This is a genomic window from Methylobacterium sp. WL120, from assembly GCF_008039465.1.
GTDB classification, from domain to species: Bacteria; Pseudomonadota; Alphaproteobacteria; order Rhizobiales; family Beijerinckiaceae; genus Methylobacterium; species Methylobacterium cerastii.
Genome location: NZ_VRUT01000032.1, coordinates 1 through 24855 on the forward strand (window position 1 = coordinate 1; position 24855 = coordinate 24855).

Below are 24855 nucleotides of genomic sequence, written 5' to 3' on the forward strand. Positions count from 1 at the left end.
GCCCGCCAGCGACGCCATCGCGCCCGCGAGCCAGGTGGAGGGCACGAAGGCCGCGCCCGACCCGGTCGCCGCCGACGCGCTCAAGCTTGATCCCAAGACCGCGAGCGAGGCCGGCCCGTCGAAGCCGCTCGCCACCGGGCAGGCGCTTCCGCCCGGCGCTGCGTCCTACGCTTCCGCCGATCCCGACGCGCCGGTCGCCTTCCCGCTGCCGGACGCCACCGTGACGCCGGCCGCCCCCGTGCCGGAGGTGCCGGGCCTCGGCCCGATCGCGCGGGTCGGCGACACCGACGTCGCCCAGCTGCGCCAGGCGATCGACTTCTACCGCAAGGGCAAAGTCGCGGACGGCGACCGACTGCGCGACGGCTTCTCGGACCCCGCCGCCAAGGCACTACTCGAATGGGTCGCGATCCGCGCCGGCGCCGGCATCGGCTTCGAGCGCACCGTCGCCTTCACCCGCGCCAACCCGGATTGGCCAGCCGGCCCGCTGCTGCGGCGTCGCGCCGAGGAGGCCCTGCTCACCGAGCGCAAGAACCCGGCGACGGTGCGCGCCTTCTTCGGCGCCTCCCGGCCGGCGAGCGCGCCCGGCAAGTTCGCCCTGGCGCTCGCCTTCAAGGCGGACGGCCTCGACGGGGACGCCGCCGACCTCGTGCGCGACCTGTGGCGCTCCGAGACCTTCGGCCGTTCGCTCGAAGGCAAGGTCGCCGACGCCTTCCCCGGCGTGCTCACCCGCATCGACCACCGCTACCGCATGGAGCGCGCGCTGCTGAAGGAGGACTGGGAGGCGGCCGGCCGGGCCGCGACCTACGTGGGCGGCGCCTACGCCAGCCTGGTGCGGGCGCGACGGGCCGTCGAGGACAAGAGCTCGGGAGCGGCCTCGGCGCTAGCCGCGGTGCCGCCGTCCCTGCGCAACGACAGCTCGTACATCCTGTCCCGCGCCCAGTTCCTGCGCCGGGCCGACAAGCCGGCCGAGGCGGCCGCCGTGCTGGCGACCGCGCCGAGCAACCTCGACGTGCTCGTCGATGGCGACGAGTGGTGGGTCGAGCGCCGCATCGTCGCGCGCAAGCTGATCGATCTCGGCGACGCCAAGACCGCCTACGCGGTGGCGAGCGCCAACCCGGCCCGCACGGTGGAGAAGCGGATCGAGGCCGAGTTCCACGCCGGTTGGATCGCCCTGCGCTTCGGCGGCGACCCCGAGGCCGCCGCCCGCCACTTCGCGCTGGCCGCCGGCATCGCCGAGACGCCGATCTCGATTGCCCGCGCCGCTTACTGGCAGGGCCGGGCGGCGGACACCCTCGGGCAGGCCGAGTCGGCCAAGGGATTCTATGAGACCGCCGCGCTGCAGCCGATCGCCTATTACGGGCAACTCGCCCGGGCCAAGCTCGGCCAGACAAGTCTCGCGCTCCGCGCGCCGGCCGATCTCGACGGCCCTGCGCGCGCCGCCTTCGACGACCGGCTCTGCATCCGTGCCCTGCGCCTGCTGGCGGCGGCTTCGCTGAAGGAGATGGCGCTGCCGCTCTACATCGACACCGCGCAGCGCCTGACGGATGCCCGCGAGGTGCAGGCGCTCGGCGACCTCGCCGTCGAGATGAAGGACGCCCGCGCCCTCGTCGCCGTCGGCAAGCTCGCGGTCCAGCGCGGGCTGCCGCTGGACGCCCACGCCTACCCCACCATCGGCATCCCGACCTATGAGGCCTTCGGCTCGGTGCCACTGGTCGAGAAGGCGATGGTGTTCGCCATCGCGCGCCAGGAGAGCCAGTTCGACCCCCGCGCCCAGTCCGGCGTCGGCGCCCGCGGCCTGATGCAGATGATGCCGGCCACCGCCCAGCGAACCGCCCGCCGGGTCTCTGCGGCCTACGATCCTGAGCGGCTCGGCACCGACGCGATCTACAGCGCGCGCCTCGGCCAGGCTCATCTCGGCGAGCTGATGGAGGATTGGCGCGGCTCGTACATCCTCGCCTTCGCCTCGTACAATGCCGGCGGCGGCAACGTGAAGAAGTGGATCGACGCCTACGGCGACCCACGCAAGGGCGACGTGGACGCGATCGACTGGGTCGAGCGCATCCCGTTCACCGAGACCCGCAACTACGTCCAGCGGGTGATGGAGAATCTGCAGGTCTATCGCACCCGCCTCGACACCAAGAGCGCACTGCTGATCGACGGCGACCTGCACCGCGGGGCGCGCTGAGGAGGCGTCCGCAGCGCAGGCGCTTTCCCTTCCCCTCTGCGGGGGCATGGAAGGTTGCGAGTGATGTCAGAGCGCAACCCCTTGGCCTGCCGCCCAGGCCCCTCTATCGAGACCCGATGACCTGCCGGATCCCGCGCGGGCGCCGGGGGAGGGGAGCGTGGACGATCGAGACTTCTCGCCCACCGGCAGACCGAACGCCCTCGACTTCGAAGACGTCGCGATCGCGTTCCCCCTGAAGGGCGGCCGGCGCTACGTCGCGGTGGAGGGAATCGACCTCGCGGTCGCGCCCGGGGAGTTCGTCGCCGTCGTCGGCCCGACCGGGTCCGGCAAGTCGACCCTGCTTAACGCCGCGGCCGGCTTGCTGAAGCCCGCGTCCGGCCGCGTCGCGGCGTTCGGCGCGCCGCTGCGAGGCCTGAACGGCCGGGCCGGTTACCTTTTCCAGTCCGATGCGCTGATGCCGTGGAAGACCGCGCTCGACAACGTCGCCGTCGCCCTCGAGCCGAAGGGCGTCCCCCGTGCCGCGGCCCGCGCAGGGGCGGGCGAGTGGCTCGGGCGCGTCGGCCTCGCCACCTTCGCCGACCGCTATCCGCACACACTCTCGGGGGGCCAGCGCAAGCGCGTGGCCCTCGCTCAGGTGCTGATCCGCGACCCCGAGATCCTGCTGATGGACGAGCCGTTCGGGCCGCTCGACGCGCAGACCCGGCAGATCATGGGCAACCTGCTGCTCGACCTCTGGGCCGCCGACCGCAAGGCGGTGCTGTTCGTCACCCACGACCTGGAGGAGGCGATCGGCCTGGCGGACCGGGTCGTGGTGCTGTCGGCCGGGCCGGCGGCGCGGGTCGTCGGCGACTTCCCCGTCGCCCTGACTAGGCCGAGGGACATCGCCGAGATCCGCCTCGACCCGCAGTTCCACGCGCTCTACCAGCGGATCTGGTCTTGCCTGCGCGTCGAGGTCTCGCGCGCCTACGCGGACGGGCCGGCATGACGCCTCACCCTTCGGAGACCCGCCGGTGAACCGTTTCGGCCTGCTCGCGCTCCAGATCCTCGTCGGGGTAGCGGGCTTCGCGATTTGGCACGTGCTCACCGTCTACCCAGTGCTCGGCCAGCCGCGGCAGATCCAGTTCTTCTTCTCGACTCCCGGCGCGGTGTTGGCGCGGACCTGGACCGAGATCACGTCGCCCGAGATCTGGGGCCACATCGCGATCACTCTGCAGGAGACGGTGCTGGCCTTCGCGTTCGGGGCTGCGGGCGGCATCGCCTTCGGCTTCCTGTTCGCGCGCAACGCGTTGCTGGCCGCGGTGTTCGACCCCTACATCAAGGCGGCCAACGCCCTGCCGCGGGTGGTGCTGGCACCGATCTTCGCTCTGTGGTTCGGCCTCGGCATCTGGTCCAAGGTGGCCCTCGGGTTCACGTTGGTGTTTTTCATCGTGTTCTTCAACGTCTACCAGGGGGTGCGCGAGGTCAGCCCGGTGGTACGCGACAACGCCCGCATGCTCGGGATGAGCGAGCGCGGGCTGCTGCGTCACGTCTACTGGCCGTCGGCGCTCACCTGGATGTTCTCCTCGCTTCACACCGCGGTGGGCTTCGCGCTGGTCGGGGCGGTGGTCGGCGAATATCTCGGCGCGTCGGCCGGGCTCGGCTACAAGATCCACGAGGCCGAGAGCGTGTTCGACGTGACGGGCGTCTTCGCCGGGATGCTGATCCTCACCGTATTCGTCGTCCTGATCGACGCCCTCGTCACCCTGGCCGAGAACCGCCTCCTGGCCTGGCGCCCGCGCGGCCCGCAGGGACGGAACTGAAAGGACGTTTGCGATGCACCGCCGCTCATTCCTCGCCGGATCCGCCGCGGTGCTCGCCGCTTGCAGGGACGCGCAAGCCGACACCGTGAAGGTGCGGATCGGGGTCGGCGGCAAACCGCTACTCTACTACCTGCCGCTGACGGTCGCCGAGCGGAAGGGCTACTTCGCGGAGGAGGGCGTCGAGGCCGAGATCTCCGATTTCGGCGGTGGCGCCCGCTCGCTGCAGGCGCTGGTCGGCGGCTCGGTCGACGTCGTCACCGGGGCCTACGAGCACACGATCCGCATGCAGGCCAAGGGTCAGGACGTCCGCGCCGTGTGCGAACTCGGTCGCCTACCGGCGATCGTCATCGCCGTGCGCAAGGACCTCGCCGGCACGGTGAAGTCCGTCGCCGACTTCAAGGGCCGGAAGGTCGGCGCGACCGCGCCGGGCTCGTCCACGGCGCTCGCGGTGCAGTTCGCGATGATCAAGGCCGGGCTGAAGGCCACCGACGCGCCGCTCATCGGCATCGGCGGCGGGGCCGGCGCCGTCGCCGCGATCAAGCGCGGCGAGATCGACGCGATCGCCCACCTCGACCCGGTCATCGCCAAGCTAGAGGCCGACGGCGACATACAGGTCCTCGTCGACACCCGCACCGAGGCCGGGACCCGCGCCCTTTTCGGCGGACCGAACCCGGCGGCGGTGGTCTACACCAAGCAGGATTGGATCGAGCACCACCCGGCGGCGATGCAGCGGGTGGTCAACGCTTTCGCCAAGGCGCTCAAGTGGCTTGCCACAGCCTCGCCCGAGGCGATCGCCGACCTCGTTCCCGCCGCCTACCAGTTTGGCGACCGGGCGCTCTACGTCCAAGCGGTGGGCAAGTCGCTCGAAAGCTACTCGCGCACCGGCATCCCGACCCAGGAGGGCATGACCAGCGTCCTCGACCTGGTGCGGACGCTGGACGCGGAGATGCAGAGTGCGCAGATCGACCTTTCGACCACTTTCGACGACCGCTTCATCAAGCGCGCGATGGGCTGATTACGGCAGGGCCGCGGGCGCTCAGAATTCGCCGCCGAGACCGGCTCGCACCCCGTGGCCGCCGTCTCCGCCGTAGGCGTAGCCGACGTTGATCGCCAGCGGGACCGCAGTCGGCAGACGGTGAGAGAGCGCCGCGCCGCCGGCCCACTCGCCGCGGTAGGTCGCGCTGTTCAGCACCCAAGTGGTGCGGCCGGGGGTCGAGGGCATCGAGGCGGTCGGCATCGCCAGCGCGGTGGCGACGCCCTGGCGGGCCTCGCGACGCGTCTCGGTGCTATACTGCGACAGGGCGTTGGTGCGCGATTCGAGGGTGCCGACGCGGGCCTCGACTCCGCCGAGCCGCCCCTCCGCCGAGTCGAGGCGGGAGCCGAGGCCGGCGATCGTGCTCGGGCCGTAGCCCGAGGTGGCGAGGTTTCCTGCGGTGTCCGAGGTGACGAACCGCGTCTCGCCGGACTGCGCCGCGGCGCTCTGGGCCGACCCGATCCCGCCGAGCGTATAGGTATTGGAGCCGTTGCCGATCGCGACCTGGTTCGCGCGGGTGGTCCGGGCGCCGGGGCCGATGGCGATCGCGTTGGCTTGTGTCGCCGAGGCGCTGCGGCCGATGGCGATCGACCCGTCGCCGGCGGCGTTCGCCTGCGTCCCGAGCGCCGTCGCGCTGGCCCCCCCGGCGGAAGCACCATAGCCGGCCGCGAGCGCGTCCGCGCCGCCTGCGGCCGGAAGCGGGAACGAGCTGGTGTTGTTACCGCGGATCGGCAGCTTCTCGACGTTCGACAGCCGCAGCTCGAACAACGCGACGCGGGTGGGGTCGTAGGTCGCGCCGGCGCCGGCGCCGGCGCCGGTTCCGCCAGCGCCGGTAACAGTGCCACCGCCTGTGCCCGCTCCACCGGTGCATGGATTGCAGGCGGTTCCGCCCCCCGTGCCGCCGGTGCCTGTCCCGGTTCCGGTGCCGCCGCCGATGGTCACGCCGACGCCGGCGATGGAGCCCCCGCCGACCGTCGCCCCGACGCTCGCGACAGTTCCTCCGCCGACGGTCGCGCCCACGTCGACCAGGGTGCCGCCGCCGACCGTTGCGCCGACAGTAGCAACTGGTCCACCACCAACTGTGGCGCCGACGCTTGCGACGGTTCCCCCGCCGACCGTTGCGCCGACATCGGCGACCGAGCTACCGCCGACGGTGGCTCCGACATTGGCGACGCTGCCACCACCGACGGTCGCTCCGACGGTGGCGAGGGAACCACCACCGAGCGTTGCATCAACGGTCGCCAAGCTCCCGGTGGTTCCGTTCACCACGGAGGTCACCGTATCGAGCGTTCCGCGCAGGAGCTGGGCCTGGGCCAAGCCGGAGGTGCCCAGGAGAAGCACCCCACTCAGCATCGGAATCGCGATGACTTCGTGCGGGCGAAGGGCGCCGCGACCCTGCGCGAGCGTGGACGGACGCGCGGAGGCGCGGTTCTGGCGACGAGACATGGGAGCACTCCGACCGGGACCCATGCCGGGAGGCTGCATCGCGTCGTAAAACACAACGCAAGAGACCCATTGCATGGCTCATGCAATCTGAGCGCGAATGCTTAACGAGGGTTTGAAAATACAACCCGCGGTTGTTTTTTTCGTGTTGGCCGCAGGCGTGTGTCGGATGCAGCCGCGGGTGACCGACCCAAGCCTCCTCTTTAAAACGATCGGCCTGTCGAGGTCGCGTCCGGACCTGCGACCGGCGCGTTCAGCGCCGGCCGCCGCCACGCTTGTATTTCGGCTTCTGGCCGCCGAGTCCCTGGGTCGAGCGCGGCTTCGGCCGCTCGGTCCAGGCGACGGCGTTCGCCGGCAGCTCGCGGTCGGTGCCCGGCCCCATGTTGTCCAGGGTCGGCTTCGAAATGCGCGTGCCGGAGCCGCGCGGCGCCTTGCGGCCGTACTTGCCGGCGTCCCGCTCCACGTCGGCCTGCCGCGCCATCGGGTCGTCGGAGATCATCAGCTCCGTCGCCTGGAGGCGCTTCAGCTCGTCGCGCAGGCGTGCGGCCTCCTCGAAGTCGAGGTCGGCGGCGGCGGTGCGCATCCGCTTCTCCAGGTCGGCCATCACTGCCTTGAGGTTGTGGCCGACGGTGATCTCCGCCATCCCGGTGTCGACCTGGACGCGGTCGCGCTCGAACACGCTGCTGAGGATGTCGCTGATCCCGCGCTTCACGCTCTGGGGCGTGATGCCGTGCTCGAGATTGTAGGCGAGCTGCTTTTGCCGCCTGCGCTCGGTCTCGGCCATCGCCCGTTCCATCGAGCCGGTGATGTGGTCGGCGTAGAGGATGCAGCGCGCGTCGGCGTTGCGGGCGGCGCGGCCGATGGTCTGCACCAGCGAGGTCTCGGAGCGCAGGAAGCCTTCCTTGTCGGCGTCGAGGATGCAGACCAATGCGCATTCCGGGATGTCGAGGCCCTCACGCAGCAGGTTGATGCCGATCAGCACGTCGAAGGCACCCAGCCGCAGGTCACGGATGATCTCGATGCGCTCCAGCGTATCGATGTCGGAGTGCATGTAGCGCACGCGAACCGAGTTCTCGTGTAGGTACTCGGTCAGGTCCTCGGCCATGCGCTTGGTCAGCGTGGTGACCAGCGTGCGGTAGCCGGCGAGCGCAACCTCGCGCACCTCGCCGAGCAGGTCGTCGACCTGGCTCCGCGCCGGGCGGATTTCGATCACCGGGTCGACGAGGCCGGTAGGGCGGATCACCTGCTCGGCGAAGACGCCGCCGGTCTGCTCCATTTCCCACTTGCCGGGCGTGGCCGAGACGTTGACCGTCTGCGGCCGCATCGCGTCCCATTCCTCGAATCGCAGCGGACGGTTGTCGAGGCAGGAGGGCAGGCGGAAGCCGTATTCGGCGAGCGTCGCCTTGCGGCGGAAGTCACCCCGGTACATGCCGCCGATCTGCGGAACGGTGACGTGGCTCTCGTCGGCGAAGACCAGCGCGTCGTCGGGCAGGTACTCGAACAGGGTCGGCGGCGGCTCGCCGGGCTTGCGGCCGGTGAGGTAGCGCGAATAGTTCTCGATGCCGTTGCAGGCGCCCGTCGCCTCGATCATCTCGATGTCGAATGTGCAGCGCTGCTCGATGCGCTGGGCCTCGATCAGACGGCCCATCTTGGTTAGCTCCTCGACGCGGCCGTTGAGCTCGTTCTTGATCCCCTTGATCGCCTGCTGCAGCGTCGGGCGCGGCGTGACGTAGTGCGAGTTGGCGTAGACCTTCACGAACTTCAGCTCGTTGATCTTCTTGCCTGTGAGCGGGTCGAACTCGACGATCCCCTCGATCTCGTCGCCGAACAGGCCGATGCGCCAGCCGCGGTCCTCCAAGTGAGCCGGCCACAGCTCGATCACGTCGCCGCGCACCCTGAAGGTGCCGCGGGCGAAGTCGGACTGGATGCGCTTGTACTGCAGCGCTACGAGGTCGGCGACGAGCTGGCGCTGCTCGATCTTCTCGCCCAACGTCACCGTGAACGACATCGCCGTGTAGGTCTCGACCGAGCCGATGCCGTAGATGCACGAGACCGACGCGACGATGATGACGTCGTCGCGCTCGAGCAGCGCTCGGGTCGCCGAGTGCCGCATCCGGTCGATCTGCTCGTTGATCGACGATTCCTTCTCGATGAAGGTGTCCGAGCGCGGCACGTAGGCCTCGGGCTGGTAGTAATCGTAGTAGGAGACGAAATATTCCACTGCGTTGTCGGGGAAGAAGCTCTTGAATTCGCCGTAAAGCTGCGCCGCCAGCGTTTTGTTCGGCGCGAGGATCAGGGCCGGTCGCTGGGTCTCCTCAATGATCTTCGCCATCGTGAAGGTCTTGCCCGAGCCGGTGACGCCGAGCAGCACTTGGTCGCGCTCGTTGGCGTTCACGCCCTTCACCAGCTCGGCGATGGCGGTGGGCTGGTCGCCCGCCGGCGTGAACTCGGATTCGAGGCGGAACGGCTTGCCGCCCTCGGACTTCGCCGGCCGGTCTGGCCGGTGCGGAACCCAAGTCTCCCCGTTCTTGAACAGTGGGTTGCCCTCTTCGAGCAACCGCTGCAGGGCATCCACCGTCGCCGAGACGCCGTCGGAGGCCAGCGAGGATTGGTCCGGTGCGCCTTCCGGCGCCGGCCCGTCTTCGGGCGGGGTCAGGCCGAGCGCCTGCGCGAGAGCCGGATCGATCTCGGCACCGGGTGCGGTGGTGAAGCCACGCTGTGGCGCTTCGCCGAAGCCGGTGGGTTCTCTCGCTTCAGTCTTCGGAGCCGGCTTCGCCTTGGCTGGCTTGCGCTGGCCCGGCCGCGGAAGCTCCGCCTGCCGCTCGGACTGGATCTGGGGCTTGCGGGCGAGGGCGGGACTCAGCAGCTGCGCCAGGAACGGGTCGAGCGGCTGAACGTCCGGCCGGTCGGCCTTTCCGGTCGCTGAGACGTGCCGGGGCTTCTTCGGTATTGCCATGGGAGAAATATGGCGCGGCCAGTGCCATGACGGAAGGGGCACCACCTTCGCGTGAGGTGTTCATCCAAGGGCCGATCGGCGCATGGAGTGATCGCTGCCAAGAGACGATGGGCGATCCCGCCGCAATGCCGCCGGCTTGCGCGATCACACGCGGCGTGCGGGCCGTGGGTGGGTCGGAACGCGGGAATCGTGTGGGATGATGAACTTCGTTCTGGGAGCTGTGGCCGGGGCGTTGATCGTCGGCATCGCCGCGATCGCCGGCGCACGCAACCCGGACATCCAGCAGCGGCTTGGCCTGTTCCCCGCCATGCCGATGACCCTGATGGCGGCTCCGCCTCGGGCTGAGCCGGCTTGCCCGCCGCCCGTTGCGGCCGCGCCGACCGTCGGCACGCAGGAGATGCTCTTCAATCGGCGCCGGTTCTGGTCCGTCGCGCCCTGAGCGTCGCTGTCCAGCTCAGACGCTGCTCAGCAGGAACATGAGCATGGTCGTCGCGGCGGTGGTGCTAAGGAACCCGCAGAGCGCGGCGGCGAAGGAGGGACCGGTCGGGGCGGCAACGGTCTGGGTCTCGGTGGTCATGGCGGCTGGCCCTGTCGGCGACGTGCAGCGTCGCGCTCGATGTGACGATGGTAGGAACGAAGAGGCTTTGCGGTGCGGGCGCGCACCCGGTCAGTTGCAGCGGTTTACGCGCTTGGCGATGCGAAGGTTTCGCAACTCGGTGCGAAGATCGATGGCGACGACGCCGGCGCCGCAATCCTCGAAGCCGTCGCGGGCGTCGTTGTAGCGGTCGCCGATCTCGTCGAGCGTGTCGCAGACGCGGTCGTGGTTTCCGAGCCGGGCTTCCTGCCTCGCCTGGTAGCGAAGGGCCGAAGCCTCGTCGATCTTGGCGCGAGCCTCGAGACACGACGGCGCCGCGAACGCCGGGGCGAGGGAGAGGACCAGGCCGAACACGGCCAGCATCGGTGTGTCAGATCGGGTCATGGGCCACCGTGAAGACAATCACGTAAGCAGTACGCTGGAAGAGGCGAAGTATTCGACCGGTGTCTTTCAACCGCCGGTATGAGCGCACAACGGCGGAGCTAGACCGATGGTTCCGCTTTCGCTGCGCTGCGGCTGCGGCGCGAAATCAGGATCGCGGCAAGGTCCACCGGCACGAAACCCTGGGCGTCAACGCCGACGTCGTACTGCCTGGGCGCAGTGCGCAGCTGCCCGTGGGAATGGCCGTGCAGGTTGAGCACGCCGCGGCCGATGCCGTTCCAGGTCCGGAAGGCGTAATGGCACAGCACCAAGCCGCGACCCTCCACCGCGATCTCCGCGTAATGCGCGATCGAGGCCCAGCCCGGCGCGTCGAGGGTGTCGGGGCCGTCGTTGTTGCCGACGATCAGGTGCTTCACGCCGTGAAGGCCGGCGAGGATCGCGTGGACCCGCTCCTGTGGCGGTCCGAGGGCGAAGTCGCCGAGATGCCAGACGGTATCGTCGGCGCCGACGACCCGGTTCCAATTCGCGATCAACGCGGCGTCGTGCGTCGCGAGGTCGGCGAAGGGCCGGCGATCGAGCCGCAGGATGCGCGGATCGCCGAAATGGGTGTCGCTCGTGAAATAGACCGCCACCGCCGACCTCCCTGCGCTGCACCGCGTCGTGTCCGATCCGGCCGGCATCGCGCAAGGGCCTTTTCGCCCGCGCCCTCTGCGGCCCGGCCGGCTTTTCGGCGAAGCGCGGGAACGGGGCTTGCGTGCCTTGGAGCGGAAAGCTAAGACCCGCGGACCCTTCGGGGTGTCGGCGCCCGAACGGCCCGACGGAGCGGACGTGACGGAGTATAGCGCAGCCCGGTAGCGCACCTGTCTGGGGGACAGGGGGTCGCAGGTTCAAGTCCTGCTACTCCGACCAATAAAACGGGACGTCGGCCGAAAGGTGGATGTCGCCGCTCCGAGAAAAGGCCGGCGCCACCAAGCGCCGGCCTTTTTTTTGTTCGCTTGCCGGATGTTTGAACCGCCGCTCCCGTTCACGACTGCGTCTTCGAAGCTTCCGCTTCGCGAAAGCCCCGAGGGGCGAGGTCCCAGGTGGAGCGATACAGCTCAGCTCTTCTTGCGGAACGCGTCGAGGCTGACGACCTCGGCGCTCGCCTCGCCACCGTCGCCGTCCTTCTTCGCGGCCTTGGCGGCGACACGCGGCTCCTTCTCGTCCGCCTTGCTGGCGTTCTGCGCCGCGGGGAGGGCGGGGATGACCTTCGGGACGTTGCTGCCGATCGCGGCGATCCCGGTCCCGGCTTTCGGCTTCATCTCAGTGGGCTCGGAGGCCGCGCTGCGCGGGCCGGCCTTCGCGGCGCTCGGCCCCGCGTCCTCGCCGGCGACTTCGGCGGTTTCGTTCAGGTCGAACTTGAGGCCGAACTGGACCGACGGGTCGAAGAACCCCGACAGGGCGTCGAACGGCACCAGAAGACGCTCGGGCACGCCCGAGAACGACAGCCCGACCTCGAAGCTGTGCTCGGTGACGCCGAGGTCCCAGAACTGGTGCTGGAGGACGATCGTCATGTCCTGCGGATACTTCTCACGCAGCGCCTGCGACATCCGCACGCCCGGGGCCTCGGTGCGGAAGGAGACGTAGAAGTGGTGCTCGCCCGCCAAGCCCTCGCGGGCGGCGTCGGTCAGCACCTTGCGCACGACGCCCCGGAGGGCGTCCTGGACCAGGAGATCGTAGCGGATCAGGTCGTCTGCCATCTTCGGTCGCTCTGTGCGGTCTGCCCGACGACCTGTCGCGCGGGACGCGCACCGGATCGGATGAGAAAGGAAGGCGGCTTCCGTCGCCGGAGGCCGGGATACCGAGCGGCCGACGTGCGCCGTCGCGACACCCTGCCGACCACCGCGCCGGCGGACCCGCCCGGTCGTCCGGCCCGGCAGCGCCATCGTGTCCGATGGCAGGGGGCTACGGTGGACGAAGCGGATCCGATAGGTTCGAAGTGACCGGCGCGTCGCCAAGAGCGTTCGTCGCCGTTCCGGCCTTTCGACCGGACGAGAGAACATAGAGGGGATCGCCGCGGTTTTGAAGCCCGATCATGGTGCCCTGCCCGTCGACGCCGCCGCACCGTCCGAACCGGGCCGGCGATGGGTCGCGGCCGGGCGCCTCGCCCTGAACCTCGTCGTCCTGGTCGGGATGCTCCTGCTCTACCTCGCGGTGGCCAGCCTGATGTCGCTGGCCGCGGTGCGGGTGGGCGCCGACCTGCTCGCCGGGATCGACCCGTTCCTCGACGCGGCGCGGCGTCCCTATGTCGGCGCCACCGAGCTCGCCCGGCGCGAACTCGCCGTCGACGTGCTCCGCCAAGTCTTCTTGGCAGGTCTCGTCGTGACGGGGGCGCTTGGCCGCGACGGGTCCGGCTGGCGGCGCAGGCTGGCGCTGGACCGCGAGCGCCCGAACAGGATGCGGCCGCGCACCCTGCTGCTGATCCTCCTGCTCTGGCCGATCGTACACATCGCCTGGGTCACCGGGACGGCCGAGGCGTTCGGCGCCGCCTTCGGAAGCGGCGTGCGGCTCTCGCCGATGCTGAGCCCTGCCGCCGTCGCGGTATGGCTCAGCTACGTCGTGGTGCTGGCGCCGGCCGCGGAGGAGATGCTGATGCGCGGCGAGGGCTTCGCCGCCGCCCGCCGCTTCCTGCCACCCGCGGCGACGATCCTCGTCACGGCGTTGGTGTTCGCGCTGGCGCACGTCTCGGCCTGGGGTTTGGCGCGCCCGGTCTCGCTGGCGCCGCTGGCATTGATGCTCGGCTGGCTGCGCTGGCGCACAGGCCGCCTGTGGCCGTGCATCGCGCTCCACGGCTGGAGCAACCTCGCGCTAATCGCCTACGTGCTGTGGCCTTAAACCGGCGTCAGGCCGACCGGCTCGCCAGCGCTTCGCGCACGGTGCTCGCGACGGCGTTGTTGCGGAGGTCGCGCGGAATCAGAATCGCGTCCGGGAAGAGGTGTGAGGCGTCGTCCGACATCTCCTCATAGTAGTCGCTCGCCAGGACGATGCGCAGGCCCGGCCGGAGGGCACGGGCCTCGACGGCGAGGCGCGAGCAGCACAGGTCGCCTTCGAGGCCGACATCGGCGACGAGCACATCCACCGGCAACCCGAGGACGAGAACCGTGAGGGCGTCGACACCGCTGTCACAGGCCGTGGCCTGATAGCCTGCGCGGCGTATCTGATTGGATACCTCATCCCGCCAGCGCTTCTGCCGGCCGGCAACGAGGACCTGGACCCCATAACAGCCGCCTGAGGGCTGGGGAGCGTTCACGAGCGTTTGTGCGCTGGTGTTTTGCGGCATTCCGCGTTCGACTCGGCGTTCGCGTTGCATCGCAGCATGCTAGGCCGGGACGGCGCGGTCGCGCAAGCCCCCCGCCGCGATTGCGCCGTATTCCCAAGCCGGCACGCCCAGGAAGCGGGCATGCGCTCCGATCGGGCAGGAGGTTGACCGCTGCAGGGCTCGCGGGGCAACAGGACCCCGTCGCCGGCGATGCCGCGATCGAACGGAGAGGGTATCGATGTCGTCCGCAAAGTCTCCCCCCGTTTCCCCGCTCGCGCCGGCCTCGATGCCGACCCTGCCAGCGATCCGCGGCGTCGGGCTCGCCACCGCCCAGGCCGGCATCCGCTATTCCGGCCGCACCGACGTACTCTATGTCGGCCTCGACGCCGGCACCGCGGCAGCAGGCGTGTTTACCCGCTCGCGCTGCCCCTCCGCGCCGGTCGATTGGTGCCGCGAGGCGCTTGCCTCCGGCTCGGCGCGGGTGCTGGTCGTGAACTCCGGTAACGCCAATGCGTTCACGGGGTCGCGAGGACGGGACGCGGTGGCGCTGACGGCGCGGATCGCCGCCGCCGCCACCGGTTGCACCGAGGGCGAGGTCTTCGTCGCCTCCACCGGCGTCATCGGGGAACCCCTCGATGCGACCAAGTTCGAGGGCGTGCTGGCCGAGTGCGCCGCCCGCACGGCCGCGGGAGCCGAGGCCTGGGACGCCGCCGCCCGGGCGATCATGACCACCGACACCTTCCCGAAATCCGCGAGCCGCACGGCCGAGATCGACGGCGTGGCGGTGACGATCAACGGCATCGCCAAGGGCGCCGGCATGATCGCGCCCGACATGGCGACGATGCTCGCTTTCGTGTTCACCGACGCGGCGCTGCCGCAGCCGGTGCTTCAGGCGATGCTGACTGCGGGCGCGGACAAGAGCTTCAACTGCGTGACCGTGGACGGCGACACCTCGACCTCCGACACGCTGATGCTGTTCGCCACCGGCGCCGCCGCCACGGTCCCGGTCTCGGACGCGGCGGACCCGCGGCTCGCGGGCTTTCGCGCGGCCTTAGACGACCTGCTGATCGAGCTGGCGCAGCTCGTCGCCAAGGACGGCGAGGGCGCGCGCAAGTTCGTCACCGTGGAGGTCGGCGGCGCCGAGAGCGACGCCTCGGCGCACCGCATCGCGATGTCGATCGCCAACTCGCCGCTGGTCAAGACCGCGGTCGCCGGCGAGGACGCCAACTGGGGCCGCGTAGTGATGGCCGTCGGCAAGGCAGGCGAGCCGGCCGACCGCGACCGCCTTGCGATCTGGTTCGGCGACGTGCGCGTCGCCGTCGCCGGGGCGCGTGACCCGGATTACAGCGAGGACGCGGCGAGCGCGGTGATGCGCGAATCCGATGTCGTCGTCCGGGTCGACATCGGCCTCGGAGCCGGCAAGGCCCGGGTTTGGACCTGCGACCTCACCAAGGGCTACATCGAGATCAATGGGGATTACCGCTCGTGAGGCGCGTCGCCACTGCACTCATTATCCTGCCCGTCGTCGCGGCGCTGCCGGCGCGGGCCGACGACGACGCCTGCCGTCGCGGCATCACCGTCACCGGCCGGGCTCAGACGGCGCGGGCGCCGGACTTCGCCGAGGTGACGGTCGGCGTCGAGGCGCGGGCGGGCAACGCCGCCGCGGCCCTCGACGCGACCTCTAAGGGCGTGGCCGGCGTCGTCGCGCTCGGCCGCGAGGTCGGCATCCCGGTCGGCGACATCGGCACCGCCGCGGTCGTGCTCGAGCCTGCTACCCGCACGATCACCCGACCGAACGGCACGAGCCAGGATGAGCTCGACGGCTACCGGGCGTCGAACCGCGTCACCTTGCGGCTCGCCGACATGAGCCGCCTCGGCGACTTGCTGCGACGATCGCTCGAAGCGGGGGCCAACCGGATCGATTCCATCGGATTCGGGCTGACCGATCCCGACCGCGTCGAGGCGGCCTTACAGGTCGACGCGGCGCGCACTGCCCGAACGCAGGCTGCGGCGCTCGCCGAAGCCGTCGGCGCGCGCCTGGGCAGCCTCTGCTCGCTCGTCGCGAACCGCACGTCCGTCCCGATGGGACTTCAGGCGAGCCGCGCTGTGGCGTCGCCGAAGCGCGTCCCGATCGAAGCAGGGACGATCGGCAGTTCGGCCGAGGTCACCGCCACCTTTGCGATCGGCCGATGAGCACCGCCGTTCCTGCGCCGGTGCGCTTGCTCCTCGTCGTAGCCGTGGCGCTTGTCGACCACGATGGCCGCGTGCTCGTCAGCGAGCGTCCGCCCGGCAAGCAACTGGCGGGGCTTTGGGAGTTCCCAGGCGGCAAGGTCGAGCCGGGCGAGCGCCCCGAGGCGACGCTCATCCGCGAGCTCGCCGAGGAGATCGACATCCGTGTCGAGGAGCCGTGCCTGGCGCCGCTCACCTTCGCGAGCCACGCCTACCCGGACTTCCACCTTCTGATGCCTCTCTACGTCTGCCGTCGCTGGAACGGCACGCCGCGCTCGCTCGAGGGGCAGGCGATCAAGTGGGTGCGCCCGCGCGACCTCCGCGACCTCGCCATGCCGCCGGCCGACGAGCCGCTGATCCCCTACCTGATCGACCTTCTCGGCCCCTGAGGTCACTTAGAGCCTGTTTGAGCCCCTCAGCCGTCCGTCCCCATCTGCCTCGTGTGCAAACACGAATTCCGCCTGGCGGGGCGGAGTGGAGAGCAGATGTGGACGGACCGACATCGGACGCGTCATGAAGCGCGTCTGAAGGACATGGTGCTGCAGGCAGGCTTGGACGAGGTCACTCGCTTCGTGGAGCGGGCAGATCCGCCAAGCAGTCCGGGAGCGACGCCTGCGCGCCAAGTGCTGGCAGCGATTGCTTGGCACCTGCGGGTTGGCGGCGCGTGGCGGGCGCTACCAGCGGGCTTTCCGCCCTGGCGTACGGTCTACGGCTGGTTCCGGCGCTGGATCGAGAAGGGCCTGTTCGAGGACCTCATGCGAAATCTGACCCGCCGGCAACGACAGCGTTGCGGACGCCGGCCGGAGCCGCGGCTGGCAATCGTCGACACGCAAAGCATCAAGTGCATCGGTGTGCGCGGGCCACGCGGCTATGACGGAGCCAAGAAGCTGGTCGGGCGCAACCGCGTCGCATTGGTCGATGCCGAAGGGCACGTGCTGGCGCTCGCCGTCGTGCCAGCGAACGTGCAGGATCGCGACACGCTCCCGGCTCTCGATAATGGCAAGGAGACATGGCCCAGCCTGCGACTGGCCATCTTCGACGGTGCCTTCACGGCCGAGCGCTGCCAAGAATGGTGTCTCGTCCATGGCATGCGCCACCGCGTCGTCGAGAAATTGCCGGACCAGAAGGGCTTCGTCGTCTTGGAGCGGCGCTGGGTCGTAGAGAGGACCTTCGGCTGGCTCAGCCATTGGGCCGGCCTACACCGCGAGCGCGCCGGTCGCCTTGACGTCGCAACGGGTCGCCTCGCCTGCCTCGCTAGCCTGATGGCCGCCAACGCCCTCAACAACCCAGCCTAAAAGAAACCGCCTCAAACAGGCTCTTAGCGGAAGCCGGCCACGCGGCGGTCGCGCTTGCGCTCAGCCGCCGGCTGATAGGCGATCTGGGCGTGGTGCGTGCAGTAGGGCAGGCCGGTGATCGAGCGCGCGCCGCAGAATCCGAATTCCGGCGTGGTCGGGTCGCCGATCGGCCAACGGCACATCGATTCCCGGAGGTCCATGATCGTCACCCGCTGCGAGGCGGCGAGCGCCACGGGCTCGGGCTTGGCGGCCGGGACGGGGAAGTCCGGCGCGGGCCGGTGCGAAAGGATCGCTACTGGCTCGGGCGCCTCGATCTCGACCTCGACCACGGCGATGGCGGTCTCGATCTCGACCTCCTGGGCGGGCTTGCGCCGGGCGGCCGTCGCATCCTCGACCGGCTTCAACACGCGGCCTGACAGCCCGAGCCGGTGCACCTTGCCGATCACCGCGTTGCGAGTGACGCCGCCGAGCTGCGCCGCGATCTTGCTCGCGCTCTGGCCGTCTTCCCACAGCTGGCGCAGCAGCGTCACCCGCTCGTCCGTCCAACTCAAGATGGTATCCATGGTCTCGCCCCTCCCGATCTGAACCCGCGGGCTGCCTCGATCCCCGGCAGTGAAGGCGCGGATCGGACGCGACCTGTCCTCGCGATCCGGCCGCCCCCGAAGCTCGGGACGAGGCCGGCGCGAAGCCCGTCGTGCGCGCCGCTGGTCATGCCGCCGTACCCCCCTGAGGCATCCGGCGACGCGGTCAACCTACAGGACCGTTCTCCGCCGATGCAAGGGCGCGGGAACCGGAGCGAAGGCTGTCCACCGCCCAATGTCCGCTAGGGAACCCAGGCGTTCCGGACGGCACGCGTGTGACCCTGGTGCACCACCTGTGGGCGTACGGTTCCATTGCCGCCGAAGGCCAGGAACGGTACTATGGCCAAGCTCGTTCGCTTGCCGTGACGGCCCTCGTCGGGCTTGGGGTTTTTTGACGATGTCGCGTCGATATGGTTGGCTGCGCGGGTGCCTCGTGCTCGCTTTCGCGGCCCAGGTTGCCGCCTGCTCCTCGGTGCCGAGGATTCCGTACACGGCCGCCGAGGCGGCGGTGGCCGGCGTGCCAGGCATCCCCGGCGCGCGCGTCTTCTCCGACGCCTCGGTCGAGACCTTCACCGAGATGGCCGCAACCCCCCAGAACAAGCGCCAGGGCTTCAGCTATCTCGCCCTGTCCGGCGGCGGCGGGGACGGCGCCTACGGGGCCGGCGTGCTCAACGGCTGGTCGGCTTCGGGCACGCGGCCGGAATTCTCGCTGGTGTCGGGCGTCAGCACGGGATCGCTGATCGCGCCGTTCGCGTTCCTCGGCACCTCGTATGATTCCTATCTCACTGACATCTACACCAGCGGCATCGCCGGTACCTTGGTGCAGAGCCCGAGCGTGGTGAACGTGCTGTTCGGCTCCGGCCTGTTCGGCGACGGGCGCCTGCGCGACCTCGTCGGCCGCTACGTCAACGCCGACCTGCTCGCGGCCGTCGCCGCCGAGCACGCCAAGGGTCGCCGCCTGCTGGTGGTGACGACGAACCTCGACAGCCAGCGCGCCACGATCTGGAACATGGGCGCCATCGCCGCGAGCGGCGCGCCGAACGCGCTCGACCTGTTCCGCGACGTGCTCACCGCGTCGGCGAGCATCCCGGCGGTGTTCCCGCCCCAACTCATCGACGTGCAGGCCGACGGGCGCGCCTTCCAGGAGCTGCACGTCGACGGATCCGTGGTCACGCCGGTCTTCACCCTGCCGCAGGCCCTGCTGCTGCGTGACAAGCGCCTACAGACCGGACAGCGAGGGCGGATCTACGTCATCATCAACGGCCGCCTGGAGCCGGAATTCGACGTGACGCAGAACAACACCCTGTCGATCGTCGGGCGCTCCTTCACCACCGCGAGCCGTGCGCGCAGCCGCCAGACGTTGGCCGCAACGTACGCCTTCGCCCGCGAGAACGGCATCGGCTTCAACCTCACCTACATCCCGGAGGACGGGCCCAAGCTGGCGACGCCGGACGGCTTCGACACCACCTACATGCGCAACCTCTACGAGGCCGGCTTCGAGCGCGCGAAGACCGGGCGTTTCTGGGAGAACACGGTGCCGGCCGCGCCCCTGACGAAGGCGATCGCCACCGCCGCCACACGGTAGGGCCGCGCCGCTCGCACTATTTGCTGCAGTGCGGTAGGGAGTGGGGAGCGCCTCCGCTCCCACCCCGTGACCCCTATCATGCTGCAGATCGAAGACTTGACCTTCAACATGTGGGGGCGGCGCTTCTTCACGAAGGCTGCAGTGGCGATCCCGCCCGGCGCCAAGGTCGGGATCGTCGGGCGCAACGGCGTCGGCAAGTCGACCCTGTTCAAGATCGTGCTGGGCGAGTTCCAGCCGGATTCCGGCACGGTGTTTCTGCCCAAGACCGCGCGCATCGGCGCCGTCGATCAGGAGCATCCGGCGACGCCGGTCAGCCTGATCGACACGATCCTCGCCGCCGACGTCGAGCGCGACGCTCTCTACGCCGAGCTCGAGACCGCCGAGCCCGAGCGCATGGGCGAGATCTACGGCCGGCTGATCGAGATCGATGCCGACCGGGCGCCGGCCCGCGCCGGCGAGATCCTGGCGGGTCTCGGCTTCTCGGTGGCCGACCTCGAGCGGCCCATGTCCGAGTTCTCTGGCGGCTGGCGCATGCGGGTCGCGCTGGCGGCGGCGTTGTTTTCCGCCCCCGATGTGCTGCTGCTCGACGAGCCGACGAACTACCTCGACCTCGAAGGCGCGCTGTGGCTCGAGGCGCGGCTGAAGCGCTATCCACATTCGGCGCTGATCATCAGCCACGACCGCGAGCTGCTGAACAACTCCGTCGATTCGATCCTGCACGTCGCCAACGGGCAACTCGAACTCTACGCCGGCGGCTACGACGACTTCGAGCGGCGCCGCGCCGAGAAGGCCCGGCTCCAGCTCTCGGCCAAGGCCAAGCAGGACGCCGAGCGCGCCCACCTTCAGAGCTTCATCGACCGCTTCAAGGCGAAGGCTTCGAAGGCGGCGCAGGCGCAGTCACGGGTCAAGCGCCTGGCCAAGCTCGAACCGATCGCGACGACGATCGAGGAGCACGTGGCGCCGTTCCACCTGCCGTCGCCGAAGCGCCCGCTGGCGCCGCCGCTGATGCATCTCACCGACGTCGAGGTCGGCTACGACGACGACCCAGCGATCCTGCGCGACCTGAACCTGACCCTCGACATCGACGACCGCATCGGCCTGCTCGGCGTCAACGGTGCCGGCAAGTCGACCTTCGCCAAGATGGCCGCCGGCGCCCTCGACATCCGCTCGGGGCGGATGACACGCGAAGGCCGAGTGCAGGTCGGCTGGTTCCACCAGCACCAGATCGAGGCGATGGACCCGAAGGACACGCCGCTCGCGATCATCCGGCGCGAGCGCCCGGAGGACAGCGAATCGGCGCGCCGCGGCAAGCTCGCGAGCTTCGGCCTCGCCTACGAGAAGCAGGAGACCACGGTCGATTCGCTCTCGGGCGGCGAGCGGGCGCGGCTGCTGCTCAACCTCGTGGCGATGCGGGCGCCCCACCTCCTGATCCTCGACGAGCCGACCAACCACCTCGACATCGACAGCCGCCGGGCGCTGCTCGATGCGCTGAACGATTACGAGGGCGCGGTCATCCTCATCACCCACGACCGCTCGCTGATGGAGCTGGTCGCCGACCGCCTGTGGCTCGCGGCCGACAACACGGTGAAGCCGTTTGCCGGTGACATGGACGACTACGCCAAGTTCGTCCTCGATCAATCCCGCGCCGGAAAGAGCGCGCCGGGGCAGGGGCGCGAGAAGAAAGGTAAGAAGCGGGCGGCGTGACCGGCGCGCTTACTGCTCGTTAACGGCGGTCTGCAATAAAGGCGCTCCGTGCCCGCCGGCCCGCGGGGGGGAGCCGCCGATCGATGAGTTTCGCTGCAAACGCCTATGCCCGCACCGCGCAGAGCGTGCTCAGCCCGCGCGAGGCTGAAGCCGCCGTGCTGATCAAGGCCGCGCGCCAGCTCGAATCGGTGCGCGACAACTGGAACGATGCCGGCGGCTCGCTGAACAAGGCTCTGAACTTCAATCAGAAGGTCTGGACGCTCCTCGCGACCGGCGCGACGGCTCCGGAGAACCCGCTGCCGTCCGAGGTCAAGGACAACATCGCCGGCCTTTCGGTGTTCGTGTTCCGGCGGATCGTCGACACCCTCGTCGAGCCGAAGCCCGAGAACCTCACGGCGCTGATCAACATCAACCAGCAGGTCGCCGCGGGTCTGCGCACCTGATCGCCGAATAAGCTGCGCCTCCGCGACGGAGGCGCGGCGTCGGTCTGCACGACCGGTACGATGCGGTCGACGAGACCCGAGCTGTGCCGTGCGCGCGTGGATGGCCTTCGATCGCGCACCGCCGGATGCCGAAGGCCGTGCGACGGCCGACCACACCTGCCAAGTCATCTTGAATTGCGGACGGGAGTCGGAAACGTCCGAAAAGACTTCCCGCCTTTGCCCGCTCTATAAAGAGCGCCTCCGCGGTTTGAAGGCGTGGCCATTTTAGGACGGTGTCGTGCCGTGAAGACGCCGACTGACCATCCGTTTTCCACCGATCGTCCCATTGCCTCGGTGTGAAACTGAAATTCAAGCCTTGAGCCGCTGCGCGAGCTCCAGCTCGTACTGGATCAGCTCCTTGCACCGCTTGAGCGCCCGGTAGAAGTCGGCGCTCGCGATATGCTCGTGCATGTCGTGGATGTACGGAGCCATGCTCGGGGCTGCCTTCATCAGTTCGGTGGCCTGGACGACGAAGGCGTCCTCGGCCTCAGGCGGGTTCGAGGCGAGGTACATCACGGTCAGCGTGAGGTAGAGCCGCTTGCAGGCCGTGTCAGCCTCGCTTTCCAGGATGATGTCGCTCTCGCGCAGGAACGGCGTCACCGTCTCGATGACGAAGCTGGAGCGGCGCGATCCGTTGCGGATCGCCGTTCCGCCGATCAGCAAGCGCTCGAACGGCTTTAGCTCGATCTTGAGAGGCATGGGTCACCCGGGTTTCGCTCGGGCGAGCGTTGCAGAATTCGGGTAAACGTTTCGTAAATCCATCCCACTTGTTCGTTGGGCAAGTCATTCATACGTATACGAAATTCGAGATAGCTGGATATACGGTGTTCGCGAGGAGAGATTCCTTCACCATCCGCATTAAGCCGATGGCAATGCGGACGTGGTTTCTGGCGGCAGCCTCCAAAATGGGAGGCGCACCGATCAGAATGGATCGAATCTCATGTCTTCAGGCATCACGCTTTCGTCTGCGACGCGTCAGAACCTCCTCGTCGCCCAGGATACCGCCAGCCTGCTGGCGACGACCCAGAACCGGCTGTCGACCGGCAAGAAGGTCAACACTGCCCTCGACAACCCGACCTCGTTCTTCACCTCGCAGGGCCTCGACAGCCGCTCGAACGACCTGTCGAACCTGCTCGACTCGATCTCGAACGGCGTCCAGGTGATCCAGGCCGACAACACTGGCCTCACCTCGCTCTAGAAGCTCGTCGACTCGGCGAAGTCCGTCGCCAATCAGGCGCTTCAGAGCACGATCGGCTACTCCACGAAGTCGAACGTCTCGACAACGATCACCGGCGCAAGTGCAGCGGATCTGCGCGGCACCACTGCATATACAAGCGCGACAGCGAGCGGCAACATCGTCACCAGCGGTGCCGCGGGCGGTGCCACGCCGGTCACGGGAGGGAAGACGCTCGGGGGCGGCATCGCGACGATTACGGGAACTGTGATCAACGCCGCGACAGTTACGGGGAGCAAGCTGAACGGCACGACCACAGCGGGCGATGCCAATGCCGGCTTCGCGGACGGCGACACGCTGAACGTGAATGGCAAGACCATCACGTTCAAGACGCAGGCCCTTCCGACTGGCACCGCGATCCCGACCGGATCGGGCACCAGCGGTAACGTCCTGACGGACGGCAACGGCAACTCGACAATCTATCTCGGCGCAGCGGGCACGACCGCGACAGTCGGCGACTTGGAGAATGCAGTCGATCTCGCCAGCGGCGTTCAGTCGGCGTCGATCACCTCCGCTGGTGTGGCCACGTTCGCAGCAAACGCGGGCCAGACCGTCTCAGGTCTCGCCTCAGGTGCCCTCACGCTGAAGACCTCGACGGGTGCCGACCTTAATATCTCCGGCAAGGCGGATTCGCTGAAGGCACTCGGGCTCACCACCTCTCTGGGTTCGGGAACGACCTCGGTATCGGCTGTGCGCACCACGACAGCGGCGACAGTTGGCAGCCTGATCCAGGATGGCTCGACCCTTAACGTCAACGGCAAGACCATCACCTTCAAGAACTCGGCTCCTCCGGCTACCGCGAACGTGGCCAGTGGCTCCGGCGTCACTGGGAACATCCTGACCGACGGCAGCGGCAACTCGACCGTCTTCCTGCAGGCCGGCACGCTCTCCGACGTCCTAACCGCGGTCGATCTCGCCACCGGCGTCCAGACTTCGTCGAACTCCTCGGCCGGCGTGGCGTCCATCACGACGCCGGCCGGTGCGACGAACTCCACGGTGGCAGCGAACGGCTCGCTCAAGCTCAGCACCGGCACCTTGTCCGACCTGAGCATTAGTGGCAGCGGTAACGCCCTCGCGTCTCTCGGCCTGAACGGCAACACCGGAACAAACACGAGCTTCGAAGCCGCGCGCTCCTCGGCTCCTGGCGGCCTGTCTGGCAAGACGTTGACCTTCGCGTCCCTCAACGGTGGCACCGCGGCCAGCGTAACCTTCAGCGATGGCACGAACGGCACCGTCAAGACGCTAGATCAGCTCAACACCAAGCTCGGCGCCAATAACCTGTCGGCGACGATTGACGCCAGCGGCAAGCTGACGATCCAGACCACCAACGACCACGCGTCGTCGACCATCGGCGGCACCGCCGACGGTGGCGCGATCGGCGGCACCGCCGCGAGCATTTTCTCGGCGGCCGCCGCACCGGTGGCTGACGTGAACTCGCAGGCCACCCGTTCCTCGCTGCTGAGCCAGTTCAACTCGATCCTCGACAACATCAAGACGACGGCTCAGGACTCATCCTTCAACGGTGTCAACCTGCTGAACGGCGACACCCTGAAGCTGACCTTCAACGAGAAGGGCAGCTCGACCCTGAACCTTCAGGGTGTGCAGTTCGACGCTTCGGGCCTCGGCCTGTCGAAGCTCGGGCAGAACGGCGCAAACGAGTTCGAGGACAACTCGGCGACCAACAACGTGATCGCCTCACTGTCCACCGCCTCGTCCGCGCTTCGGGCTCAGGCTTCGACCTTCGGCTCCAACCTGTCGGTGGTGCAGAACCGTCAGAACTTCAACAAGAGCATCATCAACGTCCTGCAGACCGGCTCGTCGAACCTCACCAGCGCCGACCTGAACGAGGAGGCCGCGAACTCCCAGGCCCTCTCGACCCGCAACTCGCTGACGATCTCGGCGCTGTCGCTGGCCAACCAGGCCCAGCAGGGCGTCCTGCAGCTCCTCCGCTAAGCGCCACGGCGGCCGCCCCGATCCGGGCGGCCGTCCTCTTCCCGACGGAACACCGTTGCGACTCTGGCTCCTGTGGCTTTCGGCTCCGGGGGCCATGTTCGT

22 protein-coding genes, 1 tRNA gene and 1 pseudogene are annotated in these 24855 nt (G+C 69.0%); 15 read left to right on the plus strand and 9 right to left on the minus strand.

Annotated elements, in window-relative coordinates; all coding sequences use genetic code 11:
• The 4 genes from FV229_RS08765 to FV229_RS08780 form a co-directional block, all read left to right on the plus strand.
• A partial coding sequence (locus FV229_RS08765; protein ID WP_147751591.1) for a lytic transglycosylase domain-containing protein occupies window positions 1–2185 on the plus strand: 2185 nt, incomplete at its 5' end.
• Window positions 2186–2342: 157 nt separating this feature from the next.
• Window positions 2343–3170, plus strand: coding sequence for an ABC transporter ATP-binding protein (locus FV229_RS08770; RefSeq protein WP_187275098.1), 828 nt, complete (start codon window positions 2343–2345; stop codon window positions 3168–3170).
• 25 nt (window positions 3171–3195) lie between these two features.
• Window positions 3196–3984 carry an ABC transporter permease gene (locus tag FV229_RS08775; RefSeq protein ID WP_147751593.1) on the plus strand — a complete coding sequence of 263 codons (789 nt, stop codon included), beginning with the start codon at window positions 3196–3198 and terminating at the stop codon, window positions 3982–3984.
• A gap of 13 nt (window positions 3985–3997) precedes the next feature.
• Window positions 3998–4999 (plus strand): ABC transporter substrate-binding protein, encoded by a 1002-nt coding sequence (locus FV229_RS08780; RefSeq protein WP_147751594.1) that lies wholly within the window; start codon window positions 3998–4000, stop codon window positions 4997–4999.
• A gap of 21 nt (window positions 5000–5020) precedes the next feature.
• On the opposite strand, the gene FV229_RS08785 is transcribed toward FV229_RS08780, so the two are convergent.
• A complete protein-coding gene (locus FV229_RS08785) occupies window positions 5021–6463 on the minus strand; it encodes a hypothetical protein (RefSeq protein ID WP_147751595.1) in 1443 nt (480 codons plus the stop codon).
• 250 nt (window positions 6464–6713) lie between these two features.
• On the minus strand, window positions 6714–9416 hold the full coding sequence (uvrB, locus tag FV229_RS08790) for an excinuclease ABC subunit UvrB (RefSeq protein ID WP_147751596.1): 2703 nt from the start codon (window positions 9414–9416) through the stop codon (window positions 6714–6716).
• Between the two features lie 232 nt (window positions 9417–9648).
• On the opposite strand from uvrB, the gene FV229_RS08795 reads away from it, so the two are divergent.
• On the plus strand, window positions 9649–9855 hold the full coding sequence (locus FV229_RS08795) for a hypothetical protein (RefSeq protein WP_348644177.1): 207 nt from the start codon (window positions 9649–9651) through the stop codon (window positions 9853–9855).
• Between the two features lie 15 nt (window positions 9856–9870).
• Here FV229_RS08795 and FV229_RS28390 read toward each other — a convergent pair whose 3' ends face one another.
• The 3 genes from FV229_RS28390 to FV229_RS08805 all read right to left on the minus strand — a co-directional run bounded on the left by FV229_RS28390 (window position 9871) and on the right by FV229_RS08805 (window position 11024).
• Window positions 9871–9993 (minus strand): hypothetical protein, encoded by a 123-nt coding sequence (locus FV229_RS28390; protein WP_281406705.1) that lies wholly within the window; start codon window positions 9991–9993, stop codon window positions 9871–9873.
• Window positions 9994–10083: 90 nt separating this feature from the next.
• Window positions 10084–10395, minus strand: coding sequence for a hypothetical protein (locus FV229_RS08800; protein WP_147751598.1), 312 nt, complete (start codon window positions 10393–10395; stop codon window positions 10084–10086).
• Between the two features lie 98 nt (window positions 10396–10493).
• Window positions 10494–11024: a metallophosphoesterase gene (locus FV229_RS08805; protein ID WP_147751599.1), complete on the minus strand. Its 531-nt coding sequence runs from the start codon at window positions 11022–11024 to the stop codon at window positions 10494–10496.
• 200 nt (window positions 11025–11224) lie between these two features.
• Here FV229_RS08805 and FV229_RS08810 point away from each other — a divergent pair.
• Window positions 11225–11301: transfer RNA gene (locus FV229_RS08810), tRNA-Pro, on the plus strand.
• Window positions 11302–11489: 188 nt separating this feature from the next.
• On the opposite strand, the gene FV229_RS08815 is transcribed toward FV229_RS08810, so the two are convergent.
• Window positions 11490–12131 carry a ClpXP protease specificity-enhancing factor SspB gene (locus FV229_RS08815; RefSeq protein ID WP_147751600.1) on the minus strand — a complete coding sequence of 214 codons (642 nt, stop codon included), beginning with the start codon at window positions 12129–12131 and terminating at the stop codon, window positions 11490–11492.
• A 322-nt stretch (window positions 12132–12453) separates the two neighbouring features.
• Here FV229_RS08815 and FV229_RS08820 point away from each other — a divergent pair, with 322 nt between their 5' ends.
• Entirely contained in the window at window positions 12454–13266 is an 813-nt protein-coding gene (locus tag FV229_RS08820; RefSeq protein ID WP_246688110.1) for a CPBP family intramembrane glutamic endopeptidase, read from the plus strand.
• A gap of 7 nt (window positions 13267–13273) precedes the next feature.
• On the opposite strand, the gene FV229_RS08825 is transcribed toward FV229_RS08820, so the two are convergent.
• Window positions 13274–13711 carry a histidine kinase gene (locus tag FV229_RS08825; RefSeq protein ID WP_147751601.1) on the minus strand — a complete coding sequence of 146 codons (438 nt, stop codon included), beginning with the start codon at window positions 13709–13711 and terminating at the stop codon, window positions 13274–13276.
• 217 nt (window positions 13712–13928) lie between these two features.
• Here FV229_RS08825 and argJ point away from each other — a divergent pair, with 217 nt between their 5' ends.
• The 4 genes from argJ to FV229_RS08845 all read left to right on the plus strand — a co-directional run bounded on the left by argJ (window position 13929) and on the right by FV229_RS08845 (window position 17214).
• Window positions 13929–15179: a bifunctional glutamate N-acetyltransferase/amino-acid acetyltransferase ArgJ gene (gene argJ, locus FV229_RS08830; RefSeq protein ID WP_147751602.1), complete on the plus strand. Its 1251-nt coding sequence runs from the start codon at window positions 13929–13931 to the stop codon at window positions 15177–15179.
• Window positions 15176–15883, plus strand: coding sequence for an SIMPL domain-containing protein (locus FV229_RS08835; protein WP_147751603.1), 708 nt, complete (start codon window positions 15176–15178; stop codon window positions 15881–15883). The genes argJ and FV229_RS08835 overlap by 4 nt, the downstream gene beginning before the upstream one ends.
• Complete coding sequence (locus tag FV229_RS08840; protein WP_147751604.1) at window positions 15880–16308, plus strand: (deoxy)nucleoside triphosphate pyrophosphohydrolase; 429 nt, start codon at window positions 15880–15882, stop codon at window positions 16306–16308. The genes FV229_RS08835 and FV229_RS08840 overlap by 4 nt, the downstream gene beginning before the upstream one ends.
• A gap of 96 nt (window positions 16309–16404) precedes the next feature.
• The gene (locus FV229_RS08845) at window positions 16405–17214 is read left to right on the plus strand and encodes an IS5 family transposase (RefSeq protein ID WP_147751605.1); all 810 of its coding nucleotides are present in this window, start codon (window positions 16405–16407) and stop codon (window positions 17212–17214) included.
• A gap of 23 nt (window positions 17215–17237) precedes the next feature.
• Here the strand turns inward: FV229_RS08845 and FV229_RS08850 are convergent, their stop codons facing one another.
• Entirely contained in the window at window positions 17238–17777 is a 540-nt protein-coding gene (locus tag FV229_RS08850) for a GcrA family cell cycle regulator (RefSeq protein WP_147751606.1), read from the minus strand.
• Between the two features lie 415 nt (window positions 17778–18192).
• Here FV229_RS08850 and FV229_RS08855 point away from each other — a divergent pair, with 415 nt between their 5' ends.
• The 3 genes from FV229_RS08855 (at window position 18193) to flaF (ending at window position 21527) form a co-directional block, all read left to right on the plus strand.
• Complete coding sequence (locus FV229_RS08855; protein WP_147751607.1) at window positions 18193–19380, plus strand: patatin-like phospholipase family protein; 1188 nt, start codon at window positions 18193–18195, stop codon at window positions 19378–19380.
• A gap of 78 nt (window positions 19381–19458) precedes the next feature.
• Window positions 19459–21084, plus strand: a complete 1626-nt coding sequence (locus tag FV229_RS08860; protein ID WP_147751608.1) for an ABC-F family ATP-binding cassette domain-containing protein — start codon at window positions 19459–19461, stop codon at window positions 21082–21084.
• A gap of 83 nt (window positions 21085–21167) precedes the next feature.
• On the plus strand, window positions 21168–21527 hold the full coding sequence (gene flaF / locus FV229_RS08865) for a flagellar biosynthesis regulator FlaF (protein WP_147751609.1): 360 nt from the start codon (window positions 21168–21170) through the stop codon (window positions 21525–21527).
• Window positions 21528–21875: 348 nt separating this feature from the next.
• On the opposite strand, the gene FV229_RS08870 is transcribed toward flaF, so the two are convergent.
• Window positions 21876–22265, minus strand: a complete 390-nt coding sequence (locus tag FV229_RS08870) for a flagellar biosynthesis repressor FlbT (protein WP_147751610.1) — start codon at window positions 22263–22265, stop codon at window positions 21876–21878.
• Between the two features lie 241 nt (window positions 22266–22506).
• Between FV229_RS08870 and FV229_RS08875 the strand changes: the two are divergent.
• Window positions 22507–24753, plus strand: a pseudogene (locus FV229_RS08875) (DUF1522 domain-containing protein).
• The last annotated feature ends 102 nt before the right edge of the window (window positions 24754–24855 follow it).

Bases quoted from the DNA above. Each gene is read 5' to 3' on its own strand.
- FV229_RS08850 (WP_147751606.1), bottom strand. From the start codon at position 17,777: ATGGATACCATCTTGAGTTGGACGGACGAGCGGGTGACGCTGCTGCGC.
- FV229_RS08800 (WP_147751598.1), bottom strand. From the start codon at position 10,395: ATGACCCGATCTGACACACCGATGCTGGCCGTGTTCGGCCTGGTCCTC.
- flaF (WP_147751609.1), top strand. From the start codon at position 21,168: ATGAGTTTCGCTGCAAACGCCTATGCCCGCACCGCGCAGAGCGTGCTC.
- FV229_RS08815 (WP_147751600.1), bottom strand. From the start codon at position 12,131: ATGGCAGACGACCTGATCCGCTACGATCTCCTGGTCCAGGACGCCCTC.
- FV229_RS08860 (WP_147751608.1), top strand. From the start codon at position 19,459: ATGCTGCAGATCGAAGACTTGACCTTCAACATGTGGGGGCGGCGCTTC.
- FV229_RS08785 (WP_147751595.1), bottom strand. From the start codon at position 6,463: ATGTCTCGTCGCCAGAACCGCGCCTCCGCGCGTCCGTCCACGCTCGCG.
- FV229_RS08845 (WP_147751605.1), top strand. From the start codon at position 16,405: ATGTGGACGGACCGACATCGGACGCGTCATGAAGCGCGTCTGAAGGAC.
- FV229_RS08870 (WP_147751610.1), bottom strand. From the start codon at position 22,265: ATGCCTCTCAAGATCGAGCTAAAGCCGTTCGAGCGCTTGCTGATCGGC.
- FV229_RS08840 (WP_147751604.1), top strand. From the start codon at position 15,880: ATGAGCACCGCCGTTCCTGCGCCGGTGCGCTTGCTCCTCGTCGTAGCC.
- FV229_RS08780 (WP_147751594.1), top strand. From the start codon at position 3,998: ATGCACCGCCGCTCATTCCTCGCCGGATCCGCCGCGGTGCTCGCCGCT.
- FV229_RS28390 (WP_281406705.1), bottom strand. From the start codon at position 9,993: ATGACCACCGAGACCCAGACCGTTGCCGCCCCGACCGGTCCCTCCTTC.
- FV229_RS08825 (WP_147751601.1), bottom strand. From the start codon at position 13,711: ATGCCGCAAAACACCAGCGCACAAACGCTCGTGAACGCTCCCCAGCCC.
- uvrB (WP_147751596.1), bottom strand. From the start codon at position 9,416: ATGGCAATACCGAAGAAGCCCCGGCACGTCTCAGCGACCGGAAAGGCC.
- FV229_RS08855 (WP_147751607.1), top strand. From the start codon at position 18,193: ATGTCGCGTCGATATGGTTGGCTGCGCGGGTGCCTCGTGCTCGCTTTC.
- argJ (WP_147751602.1), top strand. From the start codon at position 13,929: ATGTCGTCCGCAAAGTCTCCCCCCGTTTCCCCGCTCGCGCCGGCCTCG.